Source organism: Flavobacterium sp. MFBS3-15 (assembly GCF_026107645.2).
Taxonomy (GTDB): Bacteria; Bacteroidota; Bacteroidia; order Flavobacteriales; family Flavobacteriaceae; genus Flavobacterium.
The window spans coordinates 47181-74071 of the sequence record NZ_JAPCHV010000012.1; the positions used below are offsets into that span (position 1 = coordinate 47181).

Below are 26891 nucleotides of genomic sequence, written 5' to 3' on the forward strand. Positions count from 1 at the left end.
TAAACTGATTAATGAAAGCACTATTAATGCGTGAGATAAAATCCTTTTTCGGTTCGCCGATAGGGTATCTCGTAATCGCTATTTTCCTCCTGCTCAACGGGCTGTTCCTTTGGGTGTTCGAAGGGGATTTCAACATACTCAACAGCGGCTTTGCCGACATGGCGCCGTTTTTCACGCTGGCACCGTGGATACTCATATTCCTGATCCCGGCCGTGACCATGCGCAGCTTTTCCGACGAGAAAAAGCAGGGCACGATAGAACTATTATTCACCAAGCCGCTTACCGTGTGGGAAATCGTGAACGGCAAGTTCTTCGGGGCGCTGGCACTCATTGTAATGGCCATCATCCCTACAATAATCTATGTTTTCGTGCTGTCGTCTTACGGCAGCCCGCAGGGCAATATCGACATGGGCAGCACGCTCGGGTCGTACTTCGGACTGCTGTTCCTCATTGCGGGCTACACCTCGATAGGCATCTTTACCTCGACGTTTTCGGACAACCAGATCGTGGCGTTCATCGTATCGGTATTCCTGTGCTTCTTCATTTACTTCGGGTTCGAAGGCATTGCCGGGTTTGGAGGCAGCTTTAGCGGCTTCATTGGCTGGCTGGGCATGGACCGCCACTTCAAGAGCATGGGGCGCGGGGTACTGGACACGCGCGACATCCTGTATTTTGTGAGCGTTACGGTACTGTTCCTGTCGCTGACGGTTTACAAACTTAAATCGATGAAAGGGTAATGGAAGCAGCAGAAACAAAAACTCCGGAAACAACGCCGCAAAACCCTAAAGGCAACAAAAACCTGAAAGGGCTGGCCATTACCATCGTTGCGCTTGTTGCGTTAAACTTTGCAGGCAATTATTTTTTCAAGCGTTTTGACCTTACGCACGATAAGCGCTATACGCTTTCGGAAGCTGCCCACAATATCATTGACGAAGCAGTAGAGCCGGTATATGTAGAGGTGTTCCTGGCCGGTGATGTGACCGACAACTACAAGCGCCTGCAGGACGAAACATACCAGATACTGGAAGAGTTCAGGGCGTACAGCCCGAACATCAGGTTCAGCTTCTTCAACCCCATAGGCGAAAACGAAAGCGAAGCCGCCAAACGCGACCTGATATACAACATCTATATCATGGACAACCCGCAGTTTGCCGTGAAAGAAAAAGAGATCAAACAGAGCATTTCGCAGATAACCAATATTGACGAAGCGGTAATGGAAGGCTTTGTACGCGCCAACATGCAGCCCGCCAGTGTGTCGGTGATCGATAAGGGCAAGCAGTCGGAAACCGTGATCTTCCCGTGGGCCATCGTGACCAGCAATGGCAGGACCGTAAAAATACCTTTGCTGAAAAACCAACGCGGTGCATCGGCGCAGGAAAACATCGAGACCTCGGTACAAAATCTTGAATATGCTTTTGCAGATGGCTTTAAGAAGGTCATCCGTGAAAAAGAAAAGAAGATCGTGGTGCTTCGCGGCAATGGCGAAATGCAGGACAGGAACCTGAGCAGCTTTTTGAGGCAATTGGGCAGCAGCTACCTGATGGCGCCTTTCACGCTGGATTCGGTTTCCAAAAATCCGCAGAATACCCTGAAACTGCTAAAGGAATACGACCTCGCCATCATTGCCAAGCCGCGTGACAAGTTTAGCGAAGAAGAAAAGCTTGTTTTGGATCAATACATCGTAAACGGGGGCAAAACCCTGTGGATGATCGACCCTGTAGAGGCCGAAATGGACAGCCTCACCGAAACCGGCACAGCCCCTGCGGTAGCGCGCGACCTCAACCTGAACGACATGCTCTTCAAGTACGGTGTGCGTATCCCGCCTGTACTGGTTAAGGACGAAATGGCGACGCCTATAAAGCTGGCTACCGGCGACGAAGGCAGCGGCACGCAGTACAACCAGTACCTGTGGAAGTTCGCACCGTTCATCTACCCCGACTCTGTAAATACCAACCCCATCGTGAAGAACCTGGGCGGCATAAAGCTGGATTTTGCAGGGGGCATCGATACGCTGAAGAACGGTATCAAAAAGAACATACTGCTGTCAACTTCGCGCTACTCGACTACAGTGGGTACGCCAACACTGATAACACTGGATGCGGTAAATGAGGAATTCGACCCCAAGCAATATGGCAAACCGGGCTTTATTCCTGTAGCGGTGCTATTAGAGGGCAACTTCCGCTCGATGTACGAGAACCGTGTGCTGCCTTTTAAGGATCCGTCGTATAAAGTAACCGGGAAACCGGGCAAGATGATCGTCATCTCTGATGGCGACATCGCGAAGAACCAGTTTGACAGCAAGGGCAACCCGCTGGAGCTGGGCTTTGACAAATGGACGGGCGAAATGTACGACAACCGCGACTTCATGATGAATTGCGTGAATTACCTGCTGGATGACACCGGACTTATCAACATACGCAGTAAGAGCGTAAGCCTGCCGATGCTGAACATGCAAAAAGTACACGATGAATATACTGCCGCACAGCTGATAACGGTAGGCATACCATTGGCATTGCTGCTGGTTTTCGCGGTGCTGTTCACGTGGCTCAGGAAAAGGAAATATGCAAAATAGTGTTGATAATTTTTTTTCCCAATTCCATTTGATTACGATATATTTGTGCAACCAATGCCCCGGTGGCGTTTGAAAAAAACTAAACGAAACACATGAAATTTATAGTATCCAGCTCGTATTTGCTGAAGCAGCTCCAGGTATTGGGCAGCGTTATCAACAGCAGCAACACCCTGCCTATCCTTGATAACTTCCTGTTTGAACTGAACGGTACCGAACTTAAGGTTTCGGCATCCGACCTTGAGACGACCATGTCGGCCACGCTGGAGATCGATTCTGACAGCCAGGGAAGTGTTGCAGTACCTGCAAAACTGTTGCTGGAAACCCTTAAAACGTTTCCTGAACAGCCGCTTACCTTTACCGTTGAAGACAACAATACTATCGAAATAAGCTCGAACTCGGGTAAATATGCACTGGCATACGCATCGGGTGACGAATTCCCAAAGGCGGTAACGCTTGAAGACCCTTCAGTAACCGTTGTGCCTGCCGAAGTTTTGGCGACTGCCGTGAGCAAGACCATTTTTGCCGCCGGTAACGACGACCTCCGCCCGGTAATGTCGGGTGTATTCTTCCAGTTTTCACCGCAGGGGCTTACCTTTGTAGCTACCGACGCGCACAAACTGGTAAAATATGCACGCACGGATGTGACCGCCTCGCAGGTAGCCGACTTCATCATGCCTAAAAAACCGCTTACCATCCTGAAAGGGATATTAGCCACTTCGGATGCGGAAGTGAAGATCGAATACAATGATTCGAATGCCACCTTCTCCTTTGACAACTACGTGCTCACCTGCCGCCTTATCGACGGTAAGTACCCGAACTATGAGGCTGTAATACCGAAAGAGAACCCCAACAAGCTGCTGATCAGCAGGACGCAGTTCCAGAGCTCAGTGCGCCGTGTGGCCATCTTCTCGAACAAGACTACCCACCAGATACGCCTGAAGATTGCCGGTACCGAGCTGAACATCTCTGCCGAGGATATCGACTATTCGAACAAAGCCGAGGAACGCCTGACGTGTGACTACCAAGGCGACGACATGCAGATAGGCTTCAACTCAAGGTTCCTGACCGAGATGCTGACCAACCTGCAAAGCGACGAGATCATGCTCGAAATGTCGCTGCCTAATCGCGCCGGCATCCTTACCCCTGTTGACGGCCTCGATGAGGGCGAAACAGTGACCATGCTGGTAATGCCGGTGATGTTGAATAATTAAAATTCCAAGCTCCAAATCCCAAATCCCAAACCTTTGGAATTTGTTATTTGCTATTTGGAATTTCAGAAAATCGCTATTTAATCAACCCTTCATAAGGAAACCCGTAATGTTATGCATTGCGGGTTTTGATTTTTATATTAGTTTATGATCCTGCAAGGTTTCCAAAACCTTGTAGGTTTAATTTCTCCATTACATGTTCAGACCCACAAGGTTTTGGAAACATAATTGTTTGAAAGACTTAGCTTAAAGATTTTACCACAAGGGACACAAGGTTTTATCACTAAGAACACAAAGCAGAAATGATAAAATCTTTACGCTGAAAGAACACAAAGCTTTGTGTCATCCCGCCTTTTGGCGGCATTCATTGTGCACCTTGTGTAAATCTTCGTGTCCTTTGTGGTAAAAATTGTATATATGTTTTTATAGTAATGTAGCATTTTTCGTCTTCCGAACACCTGTGTTTTGGAAACCTTACAGGTCAAAAAAAAAAACCGCAATGGCATGATGCACATTGCGGTTTTGCTCCCGATGTAAAATCCGTTACGAGTTGACAAAATTGATAATGTCCTCGTTGAATTTATTTTTGTGGGTATAATAGAGGCCGTGTGGCGCGTCGTCATAAACGATGTACTGTGCGTGCGGTACGATTTTCACGGTTTCTTCGGCAGATACTGCAATCGGCACTGTTTCATCGGCTTTGCCGTGCAGCACCAGTAACGGGATGCGGATGTTTCGCAGGTCATCCCTGAAATCCGTGGCAGACCATGCCTGCATCGACTTGATGGTTGCATATCCTGAGCCCTGCATGGCGAGGTTAATGTCATGCTTCAATATCTCATCGCTAACCGGCTGGCTGAACACCCCCACCCCATAGAATGCCTTGCTGAACGATGCCAGGAATTTGGGCCTGTCGTCCTCCAGTTGTTCCCTCATGCCGTCAAATTGTTCCTGAGGCACGCCATTAGGGTTATTTTCTGTCTTTAGCAGGAACGGTGTTACCGACGATATGAGCGCGGCTTTAGTTACCCTGCCATCAGTGTTGTATTTGGCAAGGTACCGGGCTACTTCTCCCCCACCCATCGAAAAGCCTACGAGTGTAACATCGGTCAGGTCGAGTTCCTGCAAAAGCGTTTGGAGGTCCTGCGCAAAGGTATCGTAGTCATAGCCCTCCCATGGTCGCGATGACAGGCCAAAGCCACGGCGGTCGTAGGCAATGACGCGTATGTTGTTTTTCGGGAGCTCATTGAGCTGGTATTCCCACATTTGGTAATTGAGCGGCCACCCGTGGATGAGCACCACCGGCTTGCCGCGGCCTATGTCCTGGTAAAAGATATTGACTTCCTCAGATCTTCCCGAAAGGCTGACAGAATTGGTTGTAATAAAAGGCATAACAGATTGCATTTAAATTTATAACATAAAATTACTAAGTGTATAAAAATGCCGCTACCGTATTAAGAAACCATTGGCTGTTAATCAAAATACAATTTAGAATTGTTTTGGAAGTTTTGCCTTTCAACGGTTGATTACTCCCATCTTTTCCATGAGGAAGGTTGCGCTTTTATTTCGGCAAATGCCTTCGCGCAGGCGGTAATCGAAATACAGCTCGTTGTCTGCAATCTGCGATTCAAAACAATGGTTGGAAAGCTTGCCGGGATATTGGCCGGCAATGTTGCAGACTTCAATGTCATGCGTGGCAATGGCACCCACAGCTTTCAGGGCTACCATTTTCTCTATTACCTTAATGCTTCCTGTGCGCTTGTCTTCGGAATTGGTGCCGCGCAGTATTTCGTCAAGCAGGACAAAACCCGGACCATCCGCAAGCCTTTCCATAATGAACCGGAGCCTCTTGACTTCGGCAAAAAAATAGGATTCGTTATCCGACAGGGAATCGGAAAGCCGCATGGACACCAGCACCTGCATGGGATGGATGTTGGCCGACGACGCGCAAACCGGTGCGCCCGCGCCCCCCAACACCATGTTAATGCCCAGGCTGCGCAGGAAAGTGCTTTTGCCCGACATATTAGAGCCTGTAAGTATCATGAAGCTTTGCGCCAGTGCTACGTTGTTGCTAACCCGCCCCTCCCCTTTCATGAGCGGGTGGGCCAAATTGTCAAACCGGATTATGCGTTCATCATTAAGCTCGGGAAAAACATAGCCGGGATTGTTGTATGAAAAATTTGCCAGGCTGGACAGGGCTTCAAATTCCGCTATCGCATCGAGCCAGCGCACAATGTCCTGCGCGTGGCGTTTTTTCCATTCCAAAAGCGCATACAGCACATGAAAGTGGAACAGGAACAACCCGTTGAATACAATGGCTCCAAAGGCATTGAAAATACTGTCGAGCCTCGCGAAGAGCACAGACAGCTTTAAAAAAGCGCTACTTGCCCTGTTGTCTCCGTCAACTAATATGCGCTGTAGGGTTTTCAGCTTTTGCGACGTAAACTCTGTATTTTCCAGCTCCCTTATCGATTGCCCGTAGCCCTGTATGATGGAATGGATATCGAAAGTATCGGCAGTTTCCCTTTTAACAGGCTTTAAAAAGCCCAGCAGGAAAACAAGGTTGGCGCCAAAAATGCATTCGGCGATATTTGTATACAGGCCATTACCGGTAAGAAGGCGTAAAGCCACAAATAGGAAAAGCAATACCGGCAATGCTATGGCAATGATCCTTTGCGCTGCATTAAATGTTACCTCCTGCCTCCGTGACCAGTTAATAAGACGGTCATAGTTGGCCTTACTGTCTTTGTTCATTTTGCCTATGGCCATGATCTCCTGGCGCAATCCGTTCATTGCTGCCAGCTCCTTTACCGCTTCCCTTCGGAAGATAACCTCTTCGGGAGAGGCATTTCCGGAAAGATACTCTGCCAGTTTTCCTTTGCCTTTGAATGACTGTGTACGATTGAGGCTATGGTATAGCGAGCGGCTGCCGAAGATATCCAGGTCGTGTGAGTAAGGGTGCGTTATATCCCGGAATTCGGCACCATCCTCAAAAGGGGTTTGCCGCCCCGAAAGGAAAGCGAGCTCATCGAGGTTTATATCCAGGATGGTCCGGGCCCGTTTTTTGCCCTGTACCACTTTGCCGTGGTAATGCATCAGGACGAAAAACACAAGGGCGCAGGCTGCCATTCCCAACACAAGGCTTGTTATTTCAGCCGATTGAAAGCAATAGTAGCCTAACGCCATGAAAACCAGAGCAACGGCAAAACGTGCGGTGCTGATGGCGTTGTACCGGCGGGTCAGTACAGCGAGCTCTTCCTGAAAAGCCGCCTGCCTCTTCCTGTAAAATAAAAGATGTTCCATGCGTGGCGAATATACGTATAAAAAATCCCGATGGCATCGGGACTATGATTAATCTTCGTGGTATACAAGCAGCGGCACCCTGGTGTGATAGGCCATTTTTTTCGTCAGGCTGCGGTGAAACAGGCTTTCAAAAAAACCGCGCTTATGCGCCCGCATTACGAGCAATCCTATGTTTTGGCTCTCTATAAAATCGAGAAGTGTCTGCTCTATGTGATTGCCCGCAATATTGAAAAAGTCGATGTTACGCCCACGGTAGTACGCTTTCCATTCGTTGATCTTTTCTTCAAGGTCGCTCGGGTCATCGGGATTTTTAATATAAATGCACTGCAAACGGGCGCCGAATTTATCTGCAATTTCAAGGGCCCTTTTCAGTGAATCGTTGTCTTTATCCTTGTACTGGGTAGTAAACGCCATGCTTTTTATGGGATGGTAATCGGCTTCAACGGGAATGCCCAAAACGGGTACTTTGGCATTGGCAATTACCGATGCTGTGACAGAGCCTATAAATGTCTCCCGTAAACCGCTGGCACCACTTGTGCCCATCACAACCATATCAATATTCTCTTCCTTACAGACTTTATTGATATTGTACACCACATCACCATACAGCAAAATATTTCGCATACGTACATGGCTAAGCTTGCGGGTCTCTGCCAGCTTGTGCATTTTAGGCAATTCGTCCCTGAAGCTTTCAAACTGGTTCATCTCTACAATGTCAAATATCTCCGTGGCAGTTTCGGGCATCATCGTCGTTTCTACGATGGGAAGGTCGTAAACGTGAAGTATAACCAACTCCGCATTGAATGAATCGGCAAACCGCAAAGCATAAATAAAGGCCGTGTTGGCAGCTTCGGAAAAATCAGTTGGAAAAAGGATCTGTTTCATGGCTGTGTTTTTTGTGGTCAGGCTAAAGATAGGAAAAAGGATGGAGTTTTCCTACTTATTATGCCAGTCTTAACAGAAGGGTAAAGAAGCTTCTGAGGGATTTAGGTTCTTAGTCCCTAGCAACTCAGTACCTAAGTCCCTCAGCCCCTCAAAAAAAGCTATCTTTGCAAAAAAATAAGCATGATATCACAGGATACTATCGTAGCGCTTGCAACACCTTCGGGAGCGGGAGCCATTGCCGTAATACGCATTTCCGGCAAAGATGCCATATCCATAGCTTCGCAAGTGTTTGCCTCGGTTTCGGGCAAGGACATTACAAAGCAAAAATCACACACGCTGCACCTTGGCCACATTGTTGACGGCGAAAAAATATACGACCAGGTATTGCTGTCCCTTTTTAAAGGTACCAACTCCTATACCGGCGAAAACACAGTGGAGGTATCGTGCCACGGATCAGTTTACATACAGCAGCAAATCATACAGCTTTTGCTGCGTAAAGGCTGCCGCATGGCCAATGCCGGGGAGTTTACCCTGCGTGCTTTCCTCAATGGCAAGCTCGACCTGAGCCAGGCTGAAGCAGTGGCGGACCTGATAGCATCGGACAATGAAGCGTCGCACCAGATTGCCATGCAGCAGATGCGGGGTGGCTTTAGCAACGAAATAGCCAAGCTGCGTGAAGAGCTGCTCAATTTTGCATCGCTGATAGAATTGGAACTCGACTTCTCTGAAGAAGATGTGGAATTTGCAGACCGGACACAGTTTCACGAACTGCTGAACCGCATCGAGTTTGTACTCAAAAGGCTTATCGACTCTTTTGCTGTCGGCAATGTCATTAAAAATGGTATTCCCGTTGCCATTGTAGGCGAACCGAACGTAGGCAAAAGTACACTGCTGAATGCCCTGCTAAATGAGGAACGCGCCATTGTGAGCGCCATTGCAGGCACCACCCGTGATACCATTGAGGACGAGCTGGTAATAAATGGCATCGGCTTCAGGTTCATCGATACGGCAGGCATACGCGATACACAGGATGTGGTGGAGAGCATCGGGATCAAAAAGACTTTTGAGAAGATGGAACAGGCGCAGGTGGTGGTTTACATCAGCCCCCTAACCCCCAAAGGGGGAATTGAGGAAGTGAAAATTGAAATACAAAAAATAAAAAACCAATATCCCCAAAAAGCGCTGCTGGTTATCGCGAATAAAAAAGACCTGTATACTGAGGAGCAAATTGATACCATCCTGGCTGAACTACCGGAACTGATGTTCATTTCGGCAAAAAACAATGAGGGTGTAGATGAGCTTAAAGAAAAACTGCTATCCTTTGTAAATACCGGGGCGCTGCGCAACAACGAAACCATAGTTACCAACACACGCCACTACGACTCCCTAATCAAAGCCCTCGAAGAAATCCAGAAAGTGCAATGGGGCCTTCGCTCGGGCCTTTCCGCCGACCTGATGGCCATCGACATCCGGCAGGCACTATATTTCTTTGGGGAGATCACGGGGCAGGTAAGCAACGATGAGCTGCTCGGGAATATTTTTGCTAATTTTTGTATTGGGAAGTGATGCATCAAAGTGTAATAAATTAAATCAAATAAACGCTCTTAATCAACAACATACAGTATTTTATCGATAAATTATTATTACGCAATTATTCAATAATTTACAGAGTTCAATTCGATTTGTCCCTGCATCGTCCCTCATTAATTTCAAAGGGACTAAAGGGACTAAAGGGACTTTTATGAATATATCATTAGAGTTACTTGGTCTTTCGCAAGAAATGCAGTTTTAAATTGCTCATTAAATTGAGAGAGAAGTTCTATATTAATGGAAAAAGTTTAAAGACTACCATTGATAATTGCGAACCGTTATTCGATATCTAACTTCACGACGGTGGATGAAAATTCTAAAAATACTATGAACGACAGTCGAAAGTTTAGCTGGACTTGTAGAAAAGTACAGACTAGATTATTTTGTACATGGTGAGAAGAGCTACGACTATCATAAAACCCATGTTATTCACTCTGACAATTATAATTTTTCATATTCAAAGCTGCCGACAGAAAAATCTTATTGCGTTTTTGTAGTTTTAAAGCTGCCACTGGATTTGCCGTGTTTTCGCACGAATTTGTTCAAACTCAAATTTTATCCGCTGATGGATAAGCTCCCTTTCATCATTAATATTAAAAGTGGAATCGCTGTACTTTTTATAGGCAACCTGTTAAATGAACTGTCAGCTATAAATATATAAGGGTGTACGGCTTCCCGAACACCCTTACAACTAACCAACCTAACCAATTTATTTACATCTGTGGCAGCAATACTTTGTTGATGGCGTGGATCACGCCGTTCGATGCCTGCACGTCAGTCGCTGTTATGGTCGATACGCGGCCATTGGCATCGGTGATGGATGCGCCGCCTTCCAGGTTGACAGTAAAAGAACCGCCCTGGAATGTGATAACGCTCATATTGTCGGTAAGCGATGCGGCAAGCACATTCTGGCCGGCAACTACGTGGTACTTCAGGGTATTCTCCAGCGTTGCCTGCGGGATCTGTGCGAGGCCCGTAAGGTTTAGCTCGGCAAGGAGCTCTCCGAATGCCGTGTTGGTCGGTGCAAATACGGTGAACGGAGCGTTTTGGGTACCCGAAAGAATACCTGCGAAATCAGGCTGGTCGTCCCTTGTAAGGGCCTGCACTAGTATGGAGAAGTTCGGATTCGCTATCGCATGGTTAACGATTGTAGGAAGGCCGATCACGTTGCCCACAACATGCACTACACCGTTGCTGGCCATAATGTCAGCGGTAGTTACGGTAGCACCGCCATTGGCAGCACCGCCATTGATCACCACGCCGTTTGCGGTGTTGATGAACATGCTGAGGGTATTGGTGGATGAAGCACTACCCTTGGCAAGGGTCTTTACATAACCTGTTGACAGGGATGTCGAGGTTGCAGCCCCGGAAACCACGTGGTTGAGCAACACTTCTTTCAATAAAGGTACCGGCACCTCCTCAAGGGAATCAAAACCGTTCTGCTGGAGGAAAGCCGTAAACGCCTGGTTGGTAGGGGCAAATACGATATAGCTGCCGCTTCCGTCAAGCGTAGCAGTAAGGCCGGCGCGGTCAAGCGCATCAACTAGTATGGAAAGGTTCGCATTAGCCGAAGCCACCTCGGCGATAGTGTCACCCTGGGGCATGGTATTGGTGTCGTCGTCGCTGCATGATACCAGCGGAAGGAAAGCCAATGTAAGGATTGCCGCTCCCTTCTTGAAAAAATCTTTTGTCATATTAATTTATTTTTAGGTTTGAGCCTCAAAATTAAACCAAAAGATTTTGTTTATGTATTTTTTAAATTATATTAAACAAAAATTTATATTTTGTTCAGGTGCCCCACTCTAGCAGGCAACGCGCTGTACCACAGGTGGCGGGCATGTGATGGAAAATGACGCTGCAGGAATTTAGTCCCAGGGCTTAACAAAGCATCAGTAAGGGAATCCTGAACATCAGGTAAAACGCGCCGCAATCTCTTCGAGCGAGGCAAACCGGCGAAGGCCTTCAGCCTCCATAGGACCCAGTTCAGCCACACGGCGCCCGACAACCCACAGGTCGGAGTCAGCACCCCGGACTTTTTCCAGCAACGCCTCGATATATTGCTGTAAAGGTTTCTCCTCGGGCAGTACGGTAAGGTAGGTTATGAAGGTCACCCCGGTAAATAGGCGCGTGACCTCCGAGAGGCTGTCTAGGGGTATATTGCTGCCCAAATACACGCAGCCACTGCCCTGTAGCGTTATGAGGTACTGCAGGTACATCAGGCCAAGTTCGTGGATCTCACCGAACGGCAGGAACAGTACATAACCCGGCACGGTCCCTTTCCTGACTTTCCTGCTGCAGAGCGCTGTCTGCTGCATGACAACCATCCGGATAAGGCAACTGATGAAATGCTCGTGCGCCGGCTGTATTTTCCCAGCCTGCCACATGAGCCCGATCTCTTCCAGAAACGGAAGGTAATACGCACGAAAGACCTCACTGAACGGCATCTTGGCCAATAGGTGGTCGGTAGCATCAAGGAACAGGGGCTGGTCGAAAGTCATCATAGCCAGCTTGAAGAGATGTACACTGTGGCTTATATCCCGCCTGCCGACCCTGATCTCCCCCACCATCATCTCTATCTCGGCCGTACCCATTTTGGCAACCTTCGATATCTTTAGACCGTATCCTGTCAAAAGTACTACATTGAGGAGCTTGCGCAGTTCATCAAGGCTGTAATTTCGAAGGTTATTTCCACTGCGTTGCGGGGACAGCAACCCGTAGCGCTTTTCCCATATCCGGATTGTATGCGCCTTGACGCCCGTCAAATCCTCCAGGTCCCCGATTGAAAATTCAGTCTTAATATTGTTCATAAGCACGGTTGGAGCCGCACATAACAGCCAAAGAGGCATGTCCGCAGGCATCCCGATGGTAAAAGTAAATAAAATTTTGTTTAACTTGATCTAATATTATATTAAACAATAATTTGTTTATGTATATTTGCTGTAACACTAAACAAAATAACGGTCGTTATGGAATTCCCTACAACGGTAAGCAGCATCGAAGAGCGGATTGATCGGATTGACCCTGAAGCGTACGCCCGGACACGGAATTATCTTTCCGGCGCCGTCTCACAACTTTCGGCCTACCTGTCACGCGGAATGATCAGCCCACGTTACGTCTATGCACGCCTGAGGCAGCGCCACAGCGCTGCTGCGTGCAGCAGGTTCCTCAGCGAATTGCTGTGGCGGGAGTACTTCCAGCGCCTCCAGCAGCACGATCCCTCCATCGAAAAGAATCCGCGCCTGGGAAAAGGTTCCGGCCACAGGGCCGTCCCGGCAGCCATCATGCGGGCAGCCACCGGCATTACGGCAATTGATGCCGCGATTGAAACGCTCTACAGTTCGGGATACATGCACAACCATGCTCGGTTGTATACCGCAGCGGTCTGCATGATGGCCGGCTATCACTATCTGCAGCCGGCTCCGTGGATGTACTACCACCTGCTGGATGGCGATGTCGCAAGCAACTACTGTTCCTGGCAATGGGTCGCAGGCCTGCACACCGGAATCCGCTATATCGCCAACCAGCAGAATATCGACCGGTACTGCAACACTTCGCAGCCCGGGACATTCCTTGACAGAAGCTATGAGGAACTAAAAAACGTCCACGAGCTGCCCGGACTGAGCGAGCAGGCGGAATCCGGCTTCGCCACCATCCTTCCGCCGACGCAGGAGATACCCGCAGGTAACCGGCCTATCCTTATCTATAATAGTTATAATCTGGATCCGGTGTGGAATGCCGGGCTCGACGCCGAGCGCGTATTGCTGCTCGACCCACTCCACTTCCGGGAGCACCCGGTCAGCGAAAAGGTTATGGCGTTCCTACTGGGAGCTGCCAGGAATATAAGCGGGATCCGGATCTATACGGGCAGCTATGCGCAGCTGAAACGGGATCATCCCTCGAGGGCGTTCATTGCGAAGGAGCACCCGCTGTTCGACTACCCGGGCGCCAGAATCGAACCCCGGGAGTGGCTTGCCGAGGCAGTCGACGGCAGCTATCCTTCCTTTACAAAATATTATGCAACCGTATTACAGAAATATCATGGAGAATTCGCTTAAAACTTATATCGTCGCCGGTGCCAGCAGCGGGATCGGGCTGGAACTCGCACGCCTGATGCTGCGCGAGGGCAGTACCGTGTATGGCATCAGCAGGACCCCCGGCCCGCTTGACGGGAAGCCGAACTATACGCACCTGCCGCACGATTTTCTCGGCGATGGGGAGCTGCCCGAAGTGCCTTCGAACGCCAACGGGATCGCCTATTGCCCGGGAAGCATCGTGCTCAAGCCCTTCGAACGGCTGACCCGACAGGACATCGTGGAGGCCATAACGCTAAATGCGACATCTGCATTCTGGTTTGCCAGGCGGTACCTTACCAATATCAGGGGTGCCAACGACGCGTCAGTGCTCTTGTTTAGCACCGTGGCTGTACAATCGGGGCTTCCCTACCATACGGGTGTCGCTATGGCAAAGGGTGCGGTTGAGGGCCTGACACGCGCACTCGCCGCCGAGCTTGCACCGGGCATACGAGTCAATGCCATTGCCCCGTCGCTGACCGATACCCCGCTGGCTGCCGGCCTGCTCAATTCCGATGCAAAGGCTGCGTCGGCGGCAGCACGCCACCCCCTGGCCGCTATCGGGACCGCCAGCGAGGTAGCGCTGTTGGGCTATCATGTCATGACCCAATACCGATGGTTAACCGGCCAGGTATTAGGCATTAATGGCGGACTCGGAACACTAATACGTTAATTATGAAGATACTCCTTACAGGCGCAACAGGCTATATCGCGCAAAGGCTGCTGCCTGTGCTGCTAGAGCAGGGCCATACGGTGGTATGCCTTGTACGGGACGCAGGTCGGTTCGACAGACGGAAGTTCGGCGCCGACAATGCCCCCGAGGTACTGGAGGCTGACCTGCTGGAACCCGAAAGCCTGTCCGGGTTGCCCTCCGATATCGATGCGGCCTATTACCTGGTCCATTCCATGGGGGCACAAGGGGAATTCAGTGCCATGGAAGAGCGTGCCGCACGCAATTTCTCGGCAGCGGTGGGTCGCACGCAGGCACGGCAGGTCATCTACCTTACAGGCATCGTGAATGAGGACAGGCTGTCAAAGCACCTGGCATCGCGGAAGAACGTTGAGGACATACTCGCCTCCGCAAAGGTGCCCCTGACGGCACTCCGGGCGGGGATAATCGTCGGCTCGGGCAGCGCTTCCTTTGAAATCATACGGGACCTTGTCGAAAAGCTCCCGGTCATGGTGGCACCCAAATGGCTGCATACCCGCTGCCAGCCCATTGCCATCCGCAACGTGGTCGAATTCCTCTCAGGCGTACTGCTAAGAGCGGAAACCTTTGGCAGGCATTATGACATTTATGGCCCGGACATCCTCTCCTACAAGGAAATGCTGCTTGATTTTGCAGCGGTCAGGGGGCTAAGGAGGAGGATACTGACGGTTCCGGTGATGACACCCCGCCTCTCCTCCTACTGGCTTTACTTTGTCACCTCGACATCTTATCCACTGGCCAGGAACCTGGTCGAGAGCATGAAGGTGGATGTAGTTGCGCAGCCCAACGGCCTCGCAGAATCCCTTGGGATACGCCTGATGCCTTACCGCGAAGCGATTGCGATCGCCTTCGGCAGGATCGAGCAGAATATGGTTATCTCTACCTGGAAAGATGCTATGGGCCCGCGACGGGCAGGGCATCTCTCCCTCCAGGTGCAGGTCCCCGAGTATGGCGTCTTTACCGATGTGAAGACCCTGCGGGCAAAAGATCCCGAAACCTCAGCGGACCGCATCTTCGCCATCGGCGGTACTGCCGGGTGGTACTACGCGGACTGGCTTTGGGGCTTCAGGGGATTCCTTGACAAACTCTTCGGCGGTGTGGGCCTGACACGCGGACGCAGGGACGCCAAGGCGCTTTCGGCAGGCGAGTCGCTTGATTTCTGGCGCGTGATCTACGCTGACCGCGGCGAAAAGCGGCTGCTCCTGTATGCCGAGATGCGGCTTCCGGGCGAGGCATGGCTGGAATTCACCATCGCCGACGGCCTGATCACGCAGACCGCCACCTTCCGCCCGCTTGGCCTTGCCGGCAGGCTGTACTGGTATCTTGTGCTGCCGTTCCATTATTTTATATTCAACGGGATGATCAAAAAGATAGCGCAATGAAGAGAAAAGTACAGCAATTCAGCATGGAGGAGCTCGACAGGATTATCGAGATGGCTTGGGAAGACCGTACCCCCTTTGAAGCGATACGGGCGCAGTTCGGGCTCAGTGAAGGGGGCGTACGCGGGCTGATGCGCAAAGAGCTCAGTCCGGCCAGTTACAGGAACTGGCGCACGCGTGTGGAACGCTGCCGTACCAAGCACCTGCACCGGCGCGACGAAGCGATCAGCAGGTTTCGCAGCAGCAGGCAGCGTGCCATCACCGGAAATAAGATATCGAAGCGATGAAAGGGTTCAAAAAAGCGAACCTGCCGTCAAAAGGCTGCAAAAATTGCGGCCTGCTCTTCACTTTACATGAGAAATTGGAGGAAGACTTGAAAAAAATATACTGCCTTCACAAGACGGGACTATTTGGCTACCAATAAAATATTTCAGGATATATTTCAGGGACTGACACGTTAATAGCGTTAAATAAATGGTAAAATCGCTGAATTAATAGTATTACTATTATATTTGCGACAAATATTGTTTTAATGAGAACATTGCTTTCAAATATAAAAGTGCAGGTCAACCCGAAAATCTACATCAAGGACCCTGAAACCTCTGTTTTAGGACGCAAGATCATCCAGGAGAGTATAATTCTCATTGATGAAATTGGGTTTGACAGCTTTACATTTAAGAAGCTTGGCGACCGCATTGGTTCCAACGAGAGTTCCGTCTACCGGTATTTTGAAAACAAGCACAAGCTGTTGGTTTACCTTTCCTCCTGGTACTGGAGCTGGATGGAATACCGGATCGTTTTCGCTACTGCCAACATTGCCGACCCGTCGGAGAAACTCCGTAAGGCGATTACACTCGTTACCGAAAAGATTGAAGACGATGCCACTACCGACTATATCGACGAATCGGTGCTGAACAGGATAATAATAGCTGAATTCACAAAGACTTTCCTTACAAAAGAGGTCGATTTGGAGAATAAGGAAGGTTTTTTCCTGATCTACAAGCGTGTTGTCAACCGTATCGTAGACATAATTACCGAAATAAGCCCTGATTTCCCTTTCCCGAAAAGCTTTGCCTCGGGTATCGTTGAGGGTTCCCTGCACCAGCATTTCATCAAGGACCATTTCAAGACGATCACCGACTGCAATGATGATGTCAGTCCTACAGATTTCTACCTCCATCTCGCAACATTTATAACCAAACAACCATGACACCGGCAAAACGATTCTTCAGCCTTCTAAAGCTTGACAGGAAAGATGTCTATCAGATATTCTTCTATGCGCTCTTTGCAGGGCTAATAAGCCTTTCGCTTCCTTTGGGAATACAGGCCATCATCAATTTTATCCAAAGCGGCAGGGTGAGCGTCTCATGGATAGTGCTCATTGTGGTAGTCGTGGCGGGTGTGGCCCTTGTCGGCTTGCTTTCGCTAATGCAGCTGCGCATCACCGAGAACCTTCAGCAGAAAATTTTTGTGCGCTCCTCCTTTGAATTCGCCTACCGGCTTCCAAAAATCCGCTTTGACGAGCTGTACAACAATGTGTATCCTCCGGAGCTGGCGAACAGGTTCTTTGATACGCTCACCATACAGAAGGGGGTGTCAAAGCTTCTGATCGATTTCTCTGCAGCACTACTGCAGATCGGCTTTGGCATCATCCTGCTCTCGCTGTACCACCCATTTTTTATCCTCTTCGGCATCCTGCTTGTGTTGCTGCTCTACATGATATTCAGGTTTTCTTACAAAGCCGGCCTCGATACGAGCCTAAGCGAATCGAAGTATAAGTACCAGGCAGCCGACTGGCTGCAGGAAATTGCGCGCAACAATTCATCATTCCGTACCCGTGTGAACTTCGACTATGCTCTGGAAAAAAATAATAGCCTTGTCGGCAGCTATCTCAACTATCGCGAGAAGCACTTCAACATCATCAGGCGCCAGTTTACTCAGCTCATCATCTTTAAGGTCATCATTACTGCTGGCCTGCTGCTCATCGGGGGCTACCTTGTGCTTGGGCAGCAGATGAACATTGGGCAGTTTGTAGCTGCGGAGATCATAATACTTTTAGTAATCAACTCTGTCGAGAAGATTGTCCTGGGCCTGGAGACATTTTATGATGTACTGACCGCTACCGAGAAAATTGGGCAGGTGGCAGATATGGACATTGAGGAGGGCACGCCGTCGGCAACCTTGCCTAATGATCAGCCAATAACGATAGAAGTGGAAAATATCAGGTTCCGGTATCCGGGGGCTCAAAAGGATATTATACGGAATGTCAGCCTGAAGATAGCACCCGGTGAAAAGATTTTGCTGCAGGGGGCGAATGGCTCGGGCAAGACAACACTGATACGCCTCCTTTCGGGTTTGCTGCAGCCCAGCTCAGGAAGCATTTTCATCAACGACGACACATTCACCAAAATTGACAATGCCAGCTACCGGTCTAAAATTGGCAGCATTATCCAGGGCGAAAGGCCATTTGAGGGTACAATCCTGGAGAATATCACTTTTAACAACCCTGCCGTAAGCCAGGAGGATATACGATGGGCGCTGGACTCGGTACAGTTGACCGACTTTATAAAGACCTTGCCGGAGGGGCTCAATACGCGTATATTTCCTGAAGGCAAGCAGCTTTCATCGTCTAATGCTCAAAAAGTGCTGCTTGCCCGCAGCATTGTCCACAGGCCTTCGATACTTTTCTACGAGGACCCCACTGACCGGATGGACGCGCAAACCGCTGCTGCGCTGATTGACTTCATATTTGCGAAAGAAAATCCATGGACCGCCGTCGTGTCGTCGGCCAATCCTCATTGGCAGGCAGGATCGACAAGACAAGTCACTATGGAAAATGGAAAAATAACCGAAGATAAAGTAGGATAGCCATGCTGAACATCTCCAATAACAAGAAAGCGCGGCTGGAAGCCGTTGCCCATTACAGCACGATACGGCAGTTGGCCCAACGGCCACACTACAAGGTGCTGAACCGGATCATAGCCGGCCTGAGCCTGCTGGCCGTGTTATTTCTTTTTCTCCCATGGACACAAAACATATCGGGTACCGGGGCAGTAACAACCTTAAAGCCAGACCAGCGGCCACAAACCATACATACAGCGATCCCCGGACGAATAGAACGGTGGTATGTCAATGAAGGGGACTTTGTGGAAAAAGGTGACACGATACTCTTCATATCCGAGATCAAGGAGGATTATTTTGACCCCAATCTCGTAGAGAATACCAAACAGCAGGTGGATGCCAAGAAAAATGCGCTCAGTTCGTATGATGGCAAGGTGGATGCACTGGAATCGCAGATGGCAGCGCTTGCCAATGAGAAGGGACTCAAAATCCAGCAGGCACGCAATAAGATACGGCAATCCCTGCTGAAGGTGAAAAGTGACAGTATCGACCTAGAGGCGGTAAAAACACAATTGCGTATAGCAACAACACAGTATGACCGGTCTGTCCAGCTAAATAAGGAAGGCTTAAAGCCGCTTACCGATGTTGAGGAGAAAAGGCTCAAGCTCCAGGATGCACAAGCGAAGATCATAACGCAGGAGAACAAGCTCCTTACAGCTAAGAATGAGCTTATCAACGCGCAGGTGGAAATCAACCGCATCACTGCGGAATACTCGGAAAAGATATCAAAGTCAAACAGTGACAAATTCACTGCCCTTAGCAGCCAGTTCGACACCGAGGCGCAGGTGAATAAGCTTGAAAACCAATTCGTGAATTACAGTATACGTAATGGCATGTACTATATAAAGGCCCCACAGGACGGTTACGTGAACCGGGCGCTGCAGTCCGGCGTGGGAGAGACCATCAAGGAAGGCACGCCAATCGTCAGCATCATGCCGGCGCAATATGACATCGCCGTCGAGACTTATGTCAGGCCCATCGACCTGCCCCTACTGAAGAAGGGCGACGAGATACGCGTATGGTTTGACGGCTGGCCCACCATAGTTTTTTCAGGCTGGCCTGATATGTCCTACGGTACTTTTGGCGGCAGGGTGGTTGCCATAGAAAACTTCATCAGCCCTAACGGCAAATACAGGGTCCTGATAGCACCGGATAAAGCGGAAGCGCCATGGCCGAAGCAGCTCAGCATCGGTGCAGGGGCACAGACGATAGCCCTTCTTGACACCGTACCTGTCTGGTTTGAAATATGGCGCACCCTGAACGGCTTCCCACCAAATTACTATCAAAAATCCGAGGGCAATACTAAAGAGAAAGACAAATGATCAGATTAGCGTACACACTGTTGCTCGGCCTGACGGTGCATGGTGCCTTCGGGCAGGGCCTCCAGCCCGGGGAGTTAAGTTTCAGCGAATATCTGGGCTACGTAAAGAAGTACCATCCCATGGTCCGCCAGGCCAACCTTACCATCAGCAGCGCGCAGGCGGAACTCATGTCGGCACGCGGCGCTTTTGACCCCAAAATTGAGGTCGATTTCGCTGAAAAGGAATTTAAAGGCACGGAATACTATTCGCTACTCAACTCAAGCTTCAAAATTCCAACATGGTATGGTATTGAAGTCAAGGCCGCGTTCGACAACAGCGAGGGCATGTATGTGAACCCGCAAAACACCACCCCGAACAGTGGCCTGACATCACTCGGCGTCAGCGTCCCTTTGGCTCAGGGGCTTCTCATCAACAGGAGGATGGCGGATTTGAGGTCGTCTAAAATCCAGCTTCGCCTCAGTGAGGCAGAGCGGAAACTGCAGGCTACCGATGCAATTTACCTTGCCGCGATAGCCTACTTCGACTGGAAAAAGGCATTCGATGAGGTGCGCCTCTACCGGACGTACCTGGAATTTGCGGAAACGAGGTATCTCGGGATCACCAAACTCATTGAAGCCGGAGATAAGCCGGGAATCGACAGCATCGAAGCGGGGATACTGGTGAAGTCAAGAAAATTATCGCTGGCTGAAGCATCGCTAAAGCTGACCAAAGCGCGGCTGGAGATGTCAAACTTCATCTGGATTGATAATGTCCCTGTTGAGCTTGATGAAAATATCGTACCCGAAAATGATGTGGCCGCTTCCATTACCGAAGAGCTTAACCTCAATGATTTTGCCACGGCAGCGCCCGATGTCGAAAACCACCCAAAAATCGTGGCGTTGCGCAATAAGTTAGACATCATGGAGGTAGAGCGGCGCTACAAAGCGAACCTCCTGTTGCCGAAAGTGGATATAAGTTACAATTATCTTTCCGAACCTTCCTATTTCAGCAATTACCGATTCGAAGACTATAAGGTCGGACTTAATTTCTCTTTCCCTATTTTCCTGCGCAAGGAACGCGGGGGATTGCGTCTGGCCAAGCTGAAGATACAGGATGGACAGCTGGATCTCGACCTCGAAAGGGTCGCCATAAAGAATAAGATTGCGGCCCGCCAGGCTGAAATTGCCTCCATCAGTGAGCAAAAAAGAATCATCGACGGCCTGGTGCAGGACTACAGTGTTATGTTGCAATCGGAAGAGCGGCTGTTCTCTTTTGGCGAAAGCTCGATGTTCCTTATCAATTCCAGGGAAAATTCAGTAGTTAGTGCAAAACTCTCGCAAATTGGTATAGAGAACAGGCTGCTCCAATCTAATGCAGAGCTGTTCAGGTCGGTGAGCAACCCTGATTGAAAAGTATTTAACTAGTTATTGGCCGCAGGAACTTGAAAAAAAATTATTATTGATAATAATGCTTATGACTGCGAATCAGCGCTTGAGGCCGTACAGGACATTTATCTGTAATCGAATGTAGTGAGCAGCAAGGCAGCACGCTGGCATTGCAGTTTCCTGAAAAGCAATGAGCGCTTTGGCATGATTATCCTAAACTGAATTTGGAAGATATGGGCAGGATAATGCCCGTCGTTCTACTATAATGTCTCACTGAAAGCGAAGTGTATTTCCTTGGATTAATCACGTCCCTCATCCGCCCCTTGTAGCAAAAACAACAAACGATCGTATAATTACTTTCTGCATCGGCAAATAAAAATCACAAAAAAACTTGCACAGTAAAATTTAATTGCCGTAAATTTGCCTAACGGTGTTAAGTGATTTAAACACTTACAAATCATGGGAAGTAAAGAGCGTATTTTAAGGCAAAAAGAACAGACCCGTGCCAATATCCTGAAAGCTGCGAGGCAAATCGTAAAACAGGAAGGATGGCAAGGACTCAGCATGCGTAAGATTGCCGATAAGATAGAATATACCGCCCCAATTATTTACGAATACTTTTCCAGCAAGGAAGCCATACTGCAGGAGCTTACCTGTAAAGGGTTCCAATTGCTGTCCAAAGACCTTGACGAGGCGAAGAAAAAATATGACGATCCTGTAGAGCAACTGGAATGCATGTGGATGGCCTACTGGGATTTTGCCCACAATAACAAGGAAATGTACCAGTTGATGTATGGCGTTCAGATGACGTGCTGCTCGCAATCGACACCCGAAAGCGATCACCCGTATGACCTCATCACAGAAGTTATCGGAGAGATAATGAAGAGCGATGATGAAGACGTAGTTATGCAAAAGTACTTTACCTTTTTCTCTGTTATACATGGGCTTATCTCCATTAATATGCTGAGCCAGGGACTGGGCGACGATATGAATAAACAAATATTGAAGGATGCTATAACCGGGATTACCCGAACCCTGCACCCGTAGCTTTTTTTTAACCTTTTACTTAACACTGTTAAACCATTTAAATCCATTTAAATCCATTCTATAATGCCATACCGGGCATATTTTTTAAACCTTTTACTTAACACCGTTAAATACTTTTATTTCGTTTAATTTAAAAATTTTTGAACCTTTACTTAACACCATTAAATAATTTAAGATCATTATGAAGCCAGTTAATCAAATTTTATCGCTTGCAGTAATTGCCTTGCTGTATGCATGTTCCGGCAAGCAGGACCAACCGGCACCAACCGCACAGGCCGTACCTGTTCCCGTTTATAATGTAACACAGCACGATGCCTTTACCTGGCAGGAATACCCGGTAATGCTGGAAGGCCGCACCGATGTGGAAATAAGGCCGCAGGTAGACGGCTACCTCCAAAGCGTATTGGTAGACGAAGGCGCCTACGTAAAAGCAGGGCAGCCCATTTTTAAGATACAGGACCACCGCTACCGCGAGGCACTCAACAATGCCTCAGGAAGCCTGAACGCCGCCGAGGCCGCGCTCATCAACGCTAAACTTGAAGTTGAAAAGCTTACCCCCTTGGTAGACGGAAAGGTAATTTCGGAATACCAGCTTAAATCGGCCAAGGCAGCCCTGAAGATTGCAGAAGGTAATAAAAAGCAGGCTGAAGCAGTGGTGGCTTCGGCACGCATCAACCTTGAGTTTACTACAGTTAAGGCGCCGGTAAGCGGCTACATTACCCGCCTGCCGAAAAAACAGGGAAGCCTTGTATCGGCAGCCGACCCGCTGCCTCTTACCACTCTTTCTGACAATGCCGAAATGCACGCCTATTTCTCGGTTAGCGAAGCTGATTTCATTGCCTTCCGCGACAAAAACGAGGGCGCTACGCTGAAAGATAAGCTGGCCCACCTTCCTGCCCTGTCGTTAGTGCTTCCTGACAATACCGAGTATGCGCAAAAAGGGAAGATCGATATGGTAGACGGGCAGTTCAACAAGACTACCGGGGCAATTACCCTGAGGGCAAGCTTCCCCAACGCGCAGGGGCTGCTCCGTGCCGGAAACACCGGTAAGGTAAGGCTTGGCCTGCCGCACGCCAATGCTGTTTTAGTACCGCAGGCAGCCACAGTAGAACTACAGGATAAAGTGTATGTATATACCGTGGATGCTTCTAACAAAGTAACTAAAACCCCTATAGTTGTAGTAGGCAAATCAGGCAACGACTATATCATTAAAGAGGGGGTAAAGGCAGGCGACCGCATTGTGTACAAAGGCTTCGAAGGCTTGCAGGATGGCGTGACCATAGCCCCTGAGAAGATAAAAGCCGAAATTGCATCTAAATAATTACAGTACAAAGACTTAACACTTAACAGAAATGCTTAAAAAATTTATAGACCGGCCGGTTCTGGCCACGGTCATATCCCTTATTTTGGCTATTTTAGGGACCATAGGCCTCGCCTCGCTGCCCCTCAGGCAGTTCCCTGACATCGCTCCTCCCGCGGTTCAGGTAACGGCCCTATACCCCGGCGCCAATGCCGAAACTGTGCTCCGCTCGGTAGCGCCATCGCTGGAAGAAGCAATCAATGGGGTGGAGAACATGAGCTACATGACCTCTACCGCCAGTAACGACGGATCGCTTGTGATTTCGGTATTCTTTAAACTGGGCACCGACCCCGACCAGGCTGCCGTAAACGTGCAAAACCGTGTGGCACAGGCCACCAGCCAGCTTCCTTCCGAAGTGATACAGGCGGGCATCACTACAGCCAAACAACAGAACAGCCTTATCATGGTGGTGGATATGTTCAGTGAGGACGAATCGAAATATGACCAGACCTTCCTCGCCAATTATGCACAGATCAACATCATCCCTGAAATCAAACGTATACCCGGTGTGGGCCAGTCGATCATCTTCGGTGGTAACAAAGACTATTCAATGCGTGTATGGCTCAACCCATCACAAATGGCATCGTACAACATTACGCCGCGTGAGGTAATGGCCGCCATACAGGACAAGAACCTTGAGGCTGCTCCGGGCAAGTTTGGCGAAAACAGCACACAGTCGTTCGAGTATGTTATCAAATACAAAGGCAAGCTCAACAAACCGGGCGATTATGAGAACATCATCGTCCGCACCAATCCCGACGGTACCATGCTGCGCCTTAAAGATGTGGCAAAGATTGAATTCGGTGCCTATACCTACGGTAACTTTACCCGTGTGAACGGCAAGCCGGGCATCAACATTGCCGTGATGCAGCTGCCGGGATCGAACGCCAACGAGATCCAGATTGCCATTGACGAGCTTATGGAAAAGGCTTCAAAGAAATTCCCTAAAGATGTAAAGCATCTTGTGCTGTACAATACTAAAACCATGCTCGATGCGTCAATAGCACAGGTTCGTTCAACATTGATTGAAGCATTCATACTGGTATTCATCGTCGTGTACCTGTTCCTTCAGGATTTCCGTTCCACGCTCATCCCGGCCATTGCGGTTCCTGTTGCCTTGCTTGGTACATTCTTCTTCATGTCGATATTCGGGTTCTCCATCAACCTGCTTACATTGTTTGCTCTGGTGCTCGCCATAGGTATCGTAGTGGATGATGCCATCGTCGTCGTCGAGGCCGTGCATGCCAAGATGGAGCATAAGCACCTCCCTCCTAAAGCTGCAACCACATCGGCCATGAGCGAAATTACAGGTGCTATCATCTCGATTACATTGGTAATGTCGGCAGTGTTCCTTCCGGTGGGTTTCATGCAGGGGTCAACCGGGGTATTCTACAGGCAGTTTGCCTTTACACTCGCCATTGCCATCATCATATCGGCCATTAATGCGCTTACACTCAGCCCTGCTCTCGCAGCCCTGTTCCTGAAACAGCACACCCCCCACCCTGTAAATAAGGGTGTTGGCGAGCCGTACAAAGCACCAACATTCAAGCAGCGTTTCTTTGCGGGCTTCAATGCTAATTTCGACAAGCTTACCAACCGTTATGTAGGAAGCCTGCGCTTTTTGGTACGCTACCGCTGGGCAACGTTGGCAAGCCTTGCAGGACTTATAGTACTTACCGTATGGATGGTACGCCGCACACCATCAGGTTTCATACCGAGTGAAGACCAGGGCTTCATAGCCATATCACTGTCAATGCCTGCGGGAAGCTCGCTCGACCGTACTACTGCCGCCATGCAGGAAGCAGAGAAAGCACTAGAACCGATGGAAGCCAAGCGTACGCTAATGGGGCTGTCGGGCTTCAACATTCTCACGCAATCATCCAGCCCGTCGTTCGGGGTGGCGTTCATCCTACTGAAAGAATCGAAAGAACGTGGCAGCATCAAAGACATTAACGCCATAATGGACGATGCGAGGCAGCGGCTTTCGGCAGTAAAGGGAGCCAACTTCTTTGTGTTCACCTTCCCTACCGTGCCGGGATTCAGTAATGTGGACGGGCTTGACTTTGTATTGCAGGACCGCACAGGAGGATCACTGGGTAAGTTCAGCGAGACGGGCAACAAGTTCATAGGTGAACTGATGAAGCGTCCTGAAATCGCCGTCGCCTTTACCTCCTTCCGTGCCGACTACCCACAATTTGAGATGGAAGTGGACGACGTGAAGGCCGAGCAGCTTGGCGTAAGCGTGAAAGACCTGATGCAGACGGTGCAGGCCTATTACGGAAGCGCACAGGTGAGCGATTTTAACCGCTTTGGCAAATACTACCGCGTGATGGTGCAGGCAGATAAAGGTACGCGCGCCACACCGGAATCGCTGGATGCCGTATTTGTGAAAAACAAAAATGGCGAGATGGTACCGGTAAACACGCTGGTAAAACTGGCCAGGGTATATGGTCCGGAAAATGCCTCGCGCTATAACCTGTTCAACTCGATGGGAATAAACGCCATACAAAAGCCGGGCTACAGCTCTGGTGATGCTATACGTGCCGTAGAGGAAGTTGCCGCACAGTCGTTACCGGAAGGCTACTCCTATGAGTTCTCGGGTATGACGAGGGAAGAAATATCATCGGGCGGGCAGTCGGCCATCATTTTTGGGCTCAGCCTCATCTTTGTGTACTTCCTGTTGGCAGCACAATATGAGAGCTACATACTGCCAATGGCTGTAATCCTCTCAATACCTACGGGCATCTTTGGGGTGTTTGCCGCCATAGGCATGACCGGAATTTCCAACAACATTTACGTGCAGGTAGCGCTGGTGATGCTTATTGGCCTTTTGGCTAAAAATGCCATCCTGATCGTGGAATTTGCCGTACAGCGAAGGCGGGCGGGCAAGTCTTTGCTGTCTTCTGCCCTTGAGGCTGCCAAGCTAAGGCTAAGGCCGATTATTATGACATCGCTTGCCTTTATCGTAGGGCTAATCCCTATGATGGGTGCCACAGGGCCGTCGGCGCAGGGTAACCACTCCATCAGTATTGGCGCTGCAGGCGGTATGCTTTCGGGCGTAATCCTTGGCCTGTTTGTCATACCGGTATTATTCATCGTTTTCCAATACCTGCAGGAGAAGGTTTCACGTAAAGTAGAAGAACCACAGCCTGCCCTTGAAACTGAACTTATAAAATAAAAC

Annotated in this window: 20 protein-coding genes; 15 read left to right on the top strand and 5 right to left on the bottom strand. The window is 49.4% G+C overall.

Annotated features, from left to right (window positions below; all coding sequences use genetic code 11):
- Positions 1-11: 11 nt before the first annotated feature.
- The 3 genes from gldF (at position 12) to dnaN (ending at position 3783) form a co-directional block, all read left to right on the top strand.
- Positions 12-737 (top strand): gliding motility-associated ABC transporter permease subunit GldF, encoded by a 726-nt coding sequence (gene gldF, locus OGH69_RS11725; protein ID WP_265174665.1) that lies wholly within the window; start codon positions 12-14, stop codon positions 735-737.
- Positions 737-2572: a gliding motility-associated ABC transporter substrate-binding protein GldG gene (gldG, locus tag OGH69_RS11730; protein WP_265174666.1), complete on the top strand. Its 1836-nt coding sequence runs from the start codon at positions 737-739 to the stop codon at positions 2570-2572. Before gldF ends, gldG begins: the two co-directional genes overlap by 1 nt.
- 92 nt (positions 2573-2664) lie before the next feature.
- Positions 2665-3783: a DNA polymerase III subunit beta gene (gene dnaN, locus OGH69_RS11735; protein WP_265174667.1), complete on the top strand. Its 1119-nt coding sequence runs from the start codon at positions 2665-2667 to the stop codon at positions 3781-3783.
- Positions 3784-4323: 540 nt separating this feature from the next.
- Here the strand turns inward: dnaN and OGH69_RS11740 are convergent.
- The 3 genes from OGH69_RS11740 to OGH69_RS11750 form a co-directional block, all read right to left on the bottom strand.
- Entirely contained in the window at positions 4324-5172 is an 849-nt protein-coding gene (locus OGH69_RS11740; RefSeq protein ID WP_265174668.1) for an alpha/beta fold hydrolase, read from the bottom strand.
- Between the two features lie 123 nt (positions 5173-5295).
- Positions 5296-7083: a MutS-related protein gene (locus OGH69_RS11745; RefSeq protein WP_265174669.1), complete on the bottom strand. Its 1788-nt coding sequence runs from the start codon at positions 7081-7083 to the stop codon at positions 5296-5298.
- Positions 7084-7131: 48 nt separating this feature from the next.
- Positions 7132-7968, bottom strand: a complete 837-nt coding sequence (locus tag OGH69_RS11750) for a universal stress protein (protein WP_265174670.1) — start codon at positions 7966-7968, stop codon at positions 7132-7134.
- A 180-nt stretch (positions 7969-8148) separates the two neighbouring features.
- On the opposite strand from OGH69_RS11750, the gene mnmE reads away from it, so the two are divergent.
- The gene (mnmE, locus tag OGH69_RS11755; RefSeq protein WP_265174671.1) at positions 8149-9534 is read left to right on the top strand and encodes a tRNA uridine-5-carboxymethylaminomethyl(34) synthesis GTPase MnmE; all 1386 of its coding nucleotides are present in this window, start codon (positions 8149-8151) and stop codon (positions 9532-9534) included.
- 737 nt (positions 9535-10271) lie between these two features.
- On the opposite strand, the gene OGH69_RS11760 is transcribed toward mnmE, so the two are convergent.
- Positions 10272-11252: a fasciclin domain-containing protein gene (locus OGH69_RS11760; protein ID WP_265174672.1), complete on the bottom strand. Its 981-nt coding sequence runs from the start codon at positions 11250-11252 to the stop codon at positions 10272-10274.
- A 216-nt stretch (positions 11253-11468) separates the two neighbouring features.
- The gene (locus OGH69_RS11765) at positions 11469-12365 is read right to left on the bottom strand and encodes a MerR family transcriptional regulator (protein WP_265174673.1); all 897 of its coding nucleotides are present in this window, start codon (positions 12363-12365) and stop codon (positions 11469-11471) included.
- Positions 12366-12524: 159 nt separating this feature from the next.
- Here OGH69_RS11765 and OGH69_RS11770 point away from each other — a divergent pair, with 159 nt between their 5' ends.
- From OGH69_RS11770 to OGH69_RS11820, 11 genes are all read left to right on the top strand, one after another.
- Positions 12525-13613 carry an FAD-binding domain-containing protein gene (locus OGH69_RS11770; RefSeq protein WP_265174674.1) on the top strand — a complete coding sequence of 363 codons (1089 nt, stop codon included), beginning with the start codon at positions 12525-12527 and terminating at the stop codon, positions 13611-13613.
- Positions 13614-13668: 55 nt separating this feature from the next.
- Positions 13669-14301, top strand: coding sequence for an SDR family NAD(P)-dependent oxidoreductase (locus OGH69_RS11775; RefSeq protein WP_265174675.1), 633 nt, complete (start codon positions 13669-13671; stop codon positions 14299-14301).
- 2 nt (positions 14302-14303) lie between these two features.
- Positions 14304-15719, top strand: coding sequence for an SDR family oxidoreductase (locus OGH69_RS11780; RefSeq protein ID WP_265174676.1), 1416 nt, complete (start codon positions 14304-14306; stop codon positions 15717-15719).
- Positions 15716-16003 carry a TIGR03643 family protein gene (locus OGH69_RS11785; RefSeq protein ID WP_265174677.1) on the top strand — a complete coding sequence of 96 codons (288 nt, stop codon included), beginning with the start codon at positions 15716-15718 and terminating at the stop codon, positions 16001-16003. Before OGH69_RS11780 ends, OGH69_RS11785 begins: the two co-directional genes overlap by 4 nt.
- Before the next feature lie 245 nt (positions 16004-16248).
- Complete coding sequence (locus tag OGH69_RS11790; RefSeq protein ID WP_265174678.1) at positions 16249-16926, top strand: TetR/AcrR family transcriptional regulator; 678 nt, start codon at positions 16249-16251, stop codon at positions 16924-16926.
- Complete coding sequence (locus OGH69_RS11795) at positions 16923-18584, top strand: peptidase domain-containing ABC transporter (protein ID WP_265174679.1); 1662 nt, start codon at positions 16923-16925, stop codon at positions 18582-18584. The genes OGH69_RS11790 and OGH69_RS11795 overlap by 4 nt, the downstream gene beginning before the upstream one ends.
- 2 nt (positions 18585-18586) lie before the next feature.
- Positions 18587-19939, top strand: coding sequence for an HlyD family secretion protein (locus tag OGH69_RS11800; protein WP_265174680.1), 1353 nt, complete (start codon positions 18587-18589; stop codon positions 19937-19939).
- The gene (locus tag OGH69_RS11805; protein WP_265174681.1) at positions 19936-21327 is read left to right on the top strand and encodes a TolC family protein; all 1392 of its coding nucleotides are present in this window, start codon (positions 19936-19938) and stop codon (positions 21325-21327) included. Before OGH69_RS11800 ends, OGH69_RS11805 begins: the two co-directional genes overlap by 4 nt.
- Before the next feature lie 435 nt (positions 21328-21762).
- Positions 21763-22350: a TetR/AcrR family transcriptional regulator gene (locus tag OGH69_RS11810; protein ID WP_265174682.1), complete on the top strand. Its 588-nt coding sequence runs from the start codon at positions 21763-21765 to the stop codon at positions 22348-22350.
- Between the two features lie 181 nt (positions 22351-22531).
- Positions 22532-23671 carry an efflux RND transporter periplasmic adaptor subunit gene (locus OGH69_RS11815; RefSeq protein WP_265174683.1) on the top strand — a complete coding sequence of 380 codons (1140 nt, stop codon included), beginning with the start codon at positions 22532-22534 and terminating at the stop codon, positions 23669-23671.
- Between the two features lie 31 nt (positions 23672-23702).
- Entirely contained in the window at positions 23703-26888 is a 3186-nt protein-coding gene (locus OGH69_RS11820; RefSeq protein WP_265174684.1) for an efflux RND transporter permease subunit, read from the top strand.
- Positions 26889-26891: the final 3 nt, after the last annotated feature.

Excerpts from the sequence above, each read along its gene's own strand:
- gldF (WP_265174665.1), top strand. The coding sequence starts at position 12 with ATGAAAGCACTATTAATGCGTGAGATAAAATCCTTTTTCGGTTCGCCG.
- gldG (WP_265174666.1), top strand. The coding sequence starts at position 737 with ATGGAAGCAGCAGAAACAAAAACTCCGGAAACAACGCCGCAAAACCCT.
- dnaN (WP_265174667.1), top strand. The coding sequence starts at position 2,665 with ATGAAATTTATAGTATCCAGCTCGTATTTGCTGAAGCAGCTCCAGGTA.
- OGH69_RS11740 (WP_265174668.1), bottom strand. The coding sequence starts at position 5,172 with ATGCCTTTTATTACAACCAATTCTGTCAGCCTTTCGGGAAGATCTGAG.
- OGH69_RS11745 (WP_265174669.1), bottom strand. The coding sequence starts at position 7,083 with ATGGAACATCTTTTATTTTACAGGAAGAGGCAGGCGGCTTTTCAGGAA.
- OGH69_RS11750 (WP_265174670.1), bottom strand. The coding sequence starts at position 7,968 with ATGAAACAGATCCTTTTTCCAACTGATTTTTCCGAAGCTGCCAACACG.
- mnmE (WP_265174671.1), top strand. The coding sequence starts at position 8,149 with ATGATATCACAGGATACTATCGTAGCGCTTGCAACACCTTCGGGAGCG.
- OGH69_RS11760 (WP_265174672.1), bottom strand. The coding sequence starts at position 11,252 with ATGACAAAAGATTTTTTCAAGAAGGGAGCGGCAATCCTTACATTGGCT.
- OGH69_RS11765 (WP_265174673.1), bottom strand. The coding sequence starts at position 12,365 with ATGAACAATATTAAGACTGAATTTTCAATCGGGGACCTGGAGGATTTG.
- OGH69_RS11770 (WP_265174674.1), top strand. The coding sequence starts at position 12,525 with ATGGAATTCCCTACAACGGTAAGCAGCATCGAAGAGCGGATTGATCGG.
- OGH69_RS11775 (WP_265174675.1), top strand. The coding sequence starts at position 13,669 with ATGCTGCGCGAGGGCAGTACCGTGTATGGCATCAGCAGGACCCCCGGC.
- OGH69_RS11780 (WP_265174676.1), top strand. The coding sequence starts at position 14,304 with ATGAAGATACTCCTTACAGGCGCAACAGGCTATATCGCGCAAAGGCTG.
- OGH69_RS11785 (WP_265174677.1), top strand. The coding sequence starts at position 15,716 with ATGAAGAGAAAAGTACAGCAATTCAGCATGGAGGAGCTCGACAGGATT.
- OGH69_RS11790 (WP_265174678.1), top strand. The coding sequence starts at position 16,249 with ATGAGAACATTGCTTTCAAATATAAAAGTGCAGGTCAACCCGAAAATC.
- OGH69_RS11795 (WP_265174679.1), top strand. The coding sequence starts at position 16,923 with ATGACACCGGCAAAACGATTCTTCAGCCTTCTAAAGCTTGACAGGAAA.
- OGH69_RS11800 (WP_265174680.1), top strand. The coding sequence starts at position 18,587 with ATGCTGAACATCTCCAATAACAAGAAAGCGCGGCTGGAAGCCGTTGCC.
- OGH69_RS11805 (WP_265174681.1), top strand. The coding sequence starts at position 19,936 with ATGATCAGATTAGCGTACACACTGTTGCTCGGCCTGACGGTGCATGGT.
- OGH69_RS11810 (WP_265174682.1), top strand. The coding sequence starts at position 21,763 with ATGGGAAGTAAAGAGCGTATTTTAAGGCAAAAAGAACAGACCCGTGCC.
- OGH69_RS11815 (WP_265174683.1), top strand. The coding sequence starts at position 22,532 with ATGAAGCCAGTTAATCAAATTTTATCGCTTGCAGTAATTGCCTTGCTG.
- OGH69_RS11820 (WP_265174684.1), top strand. The coding sequence starts at position 23,703 with ATGCTTAAAAAATTTATAGACCGGCCGGTTCTGGCCACGGTCATATCC.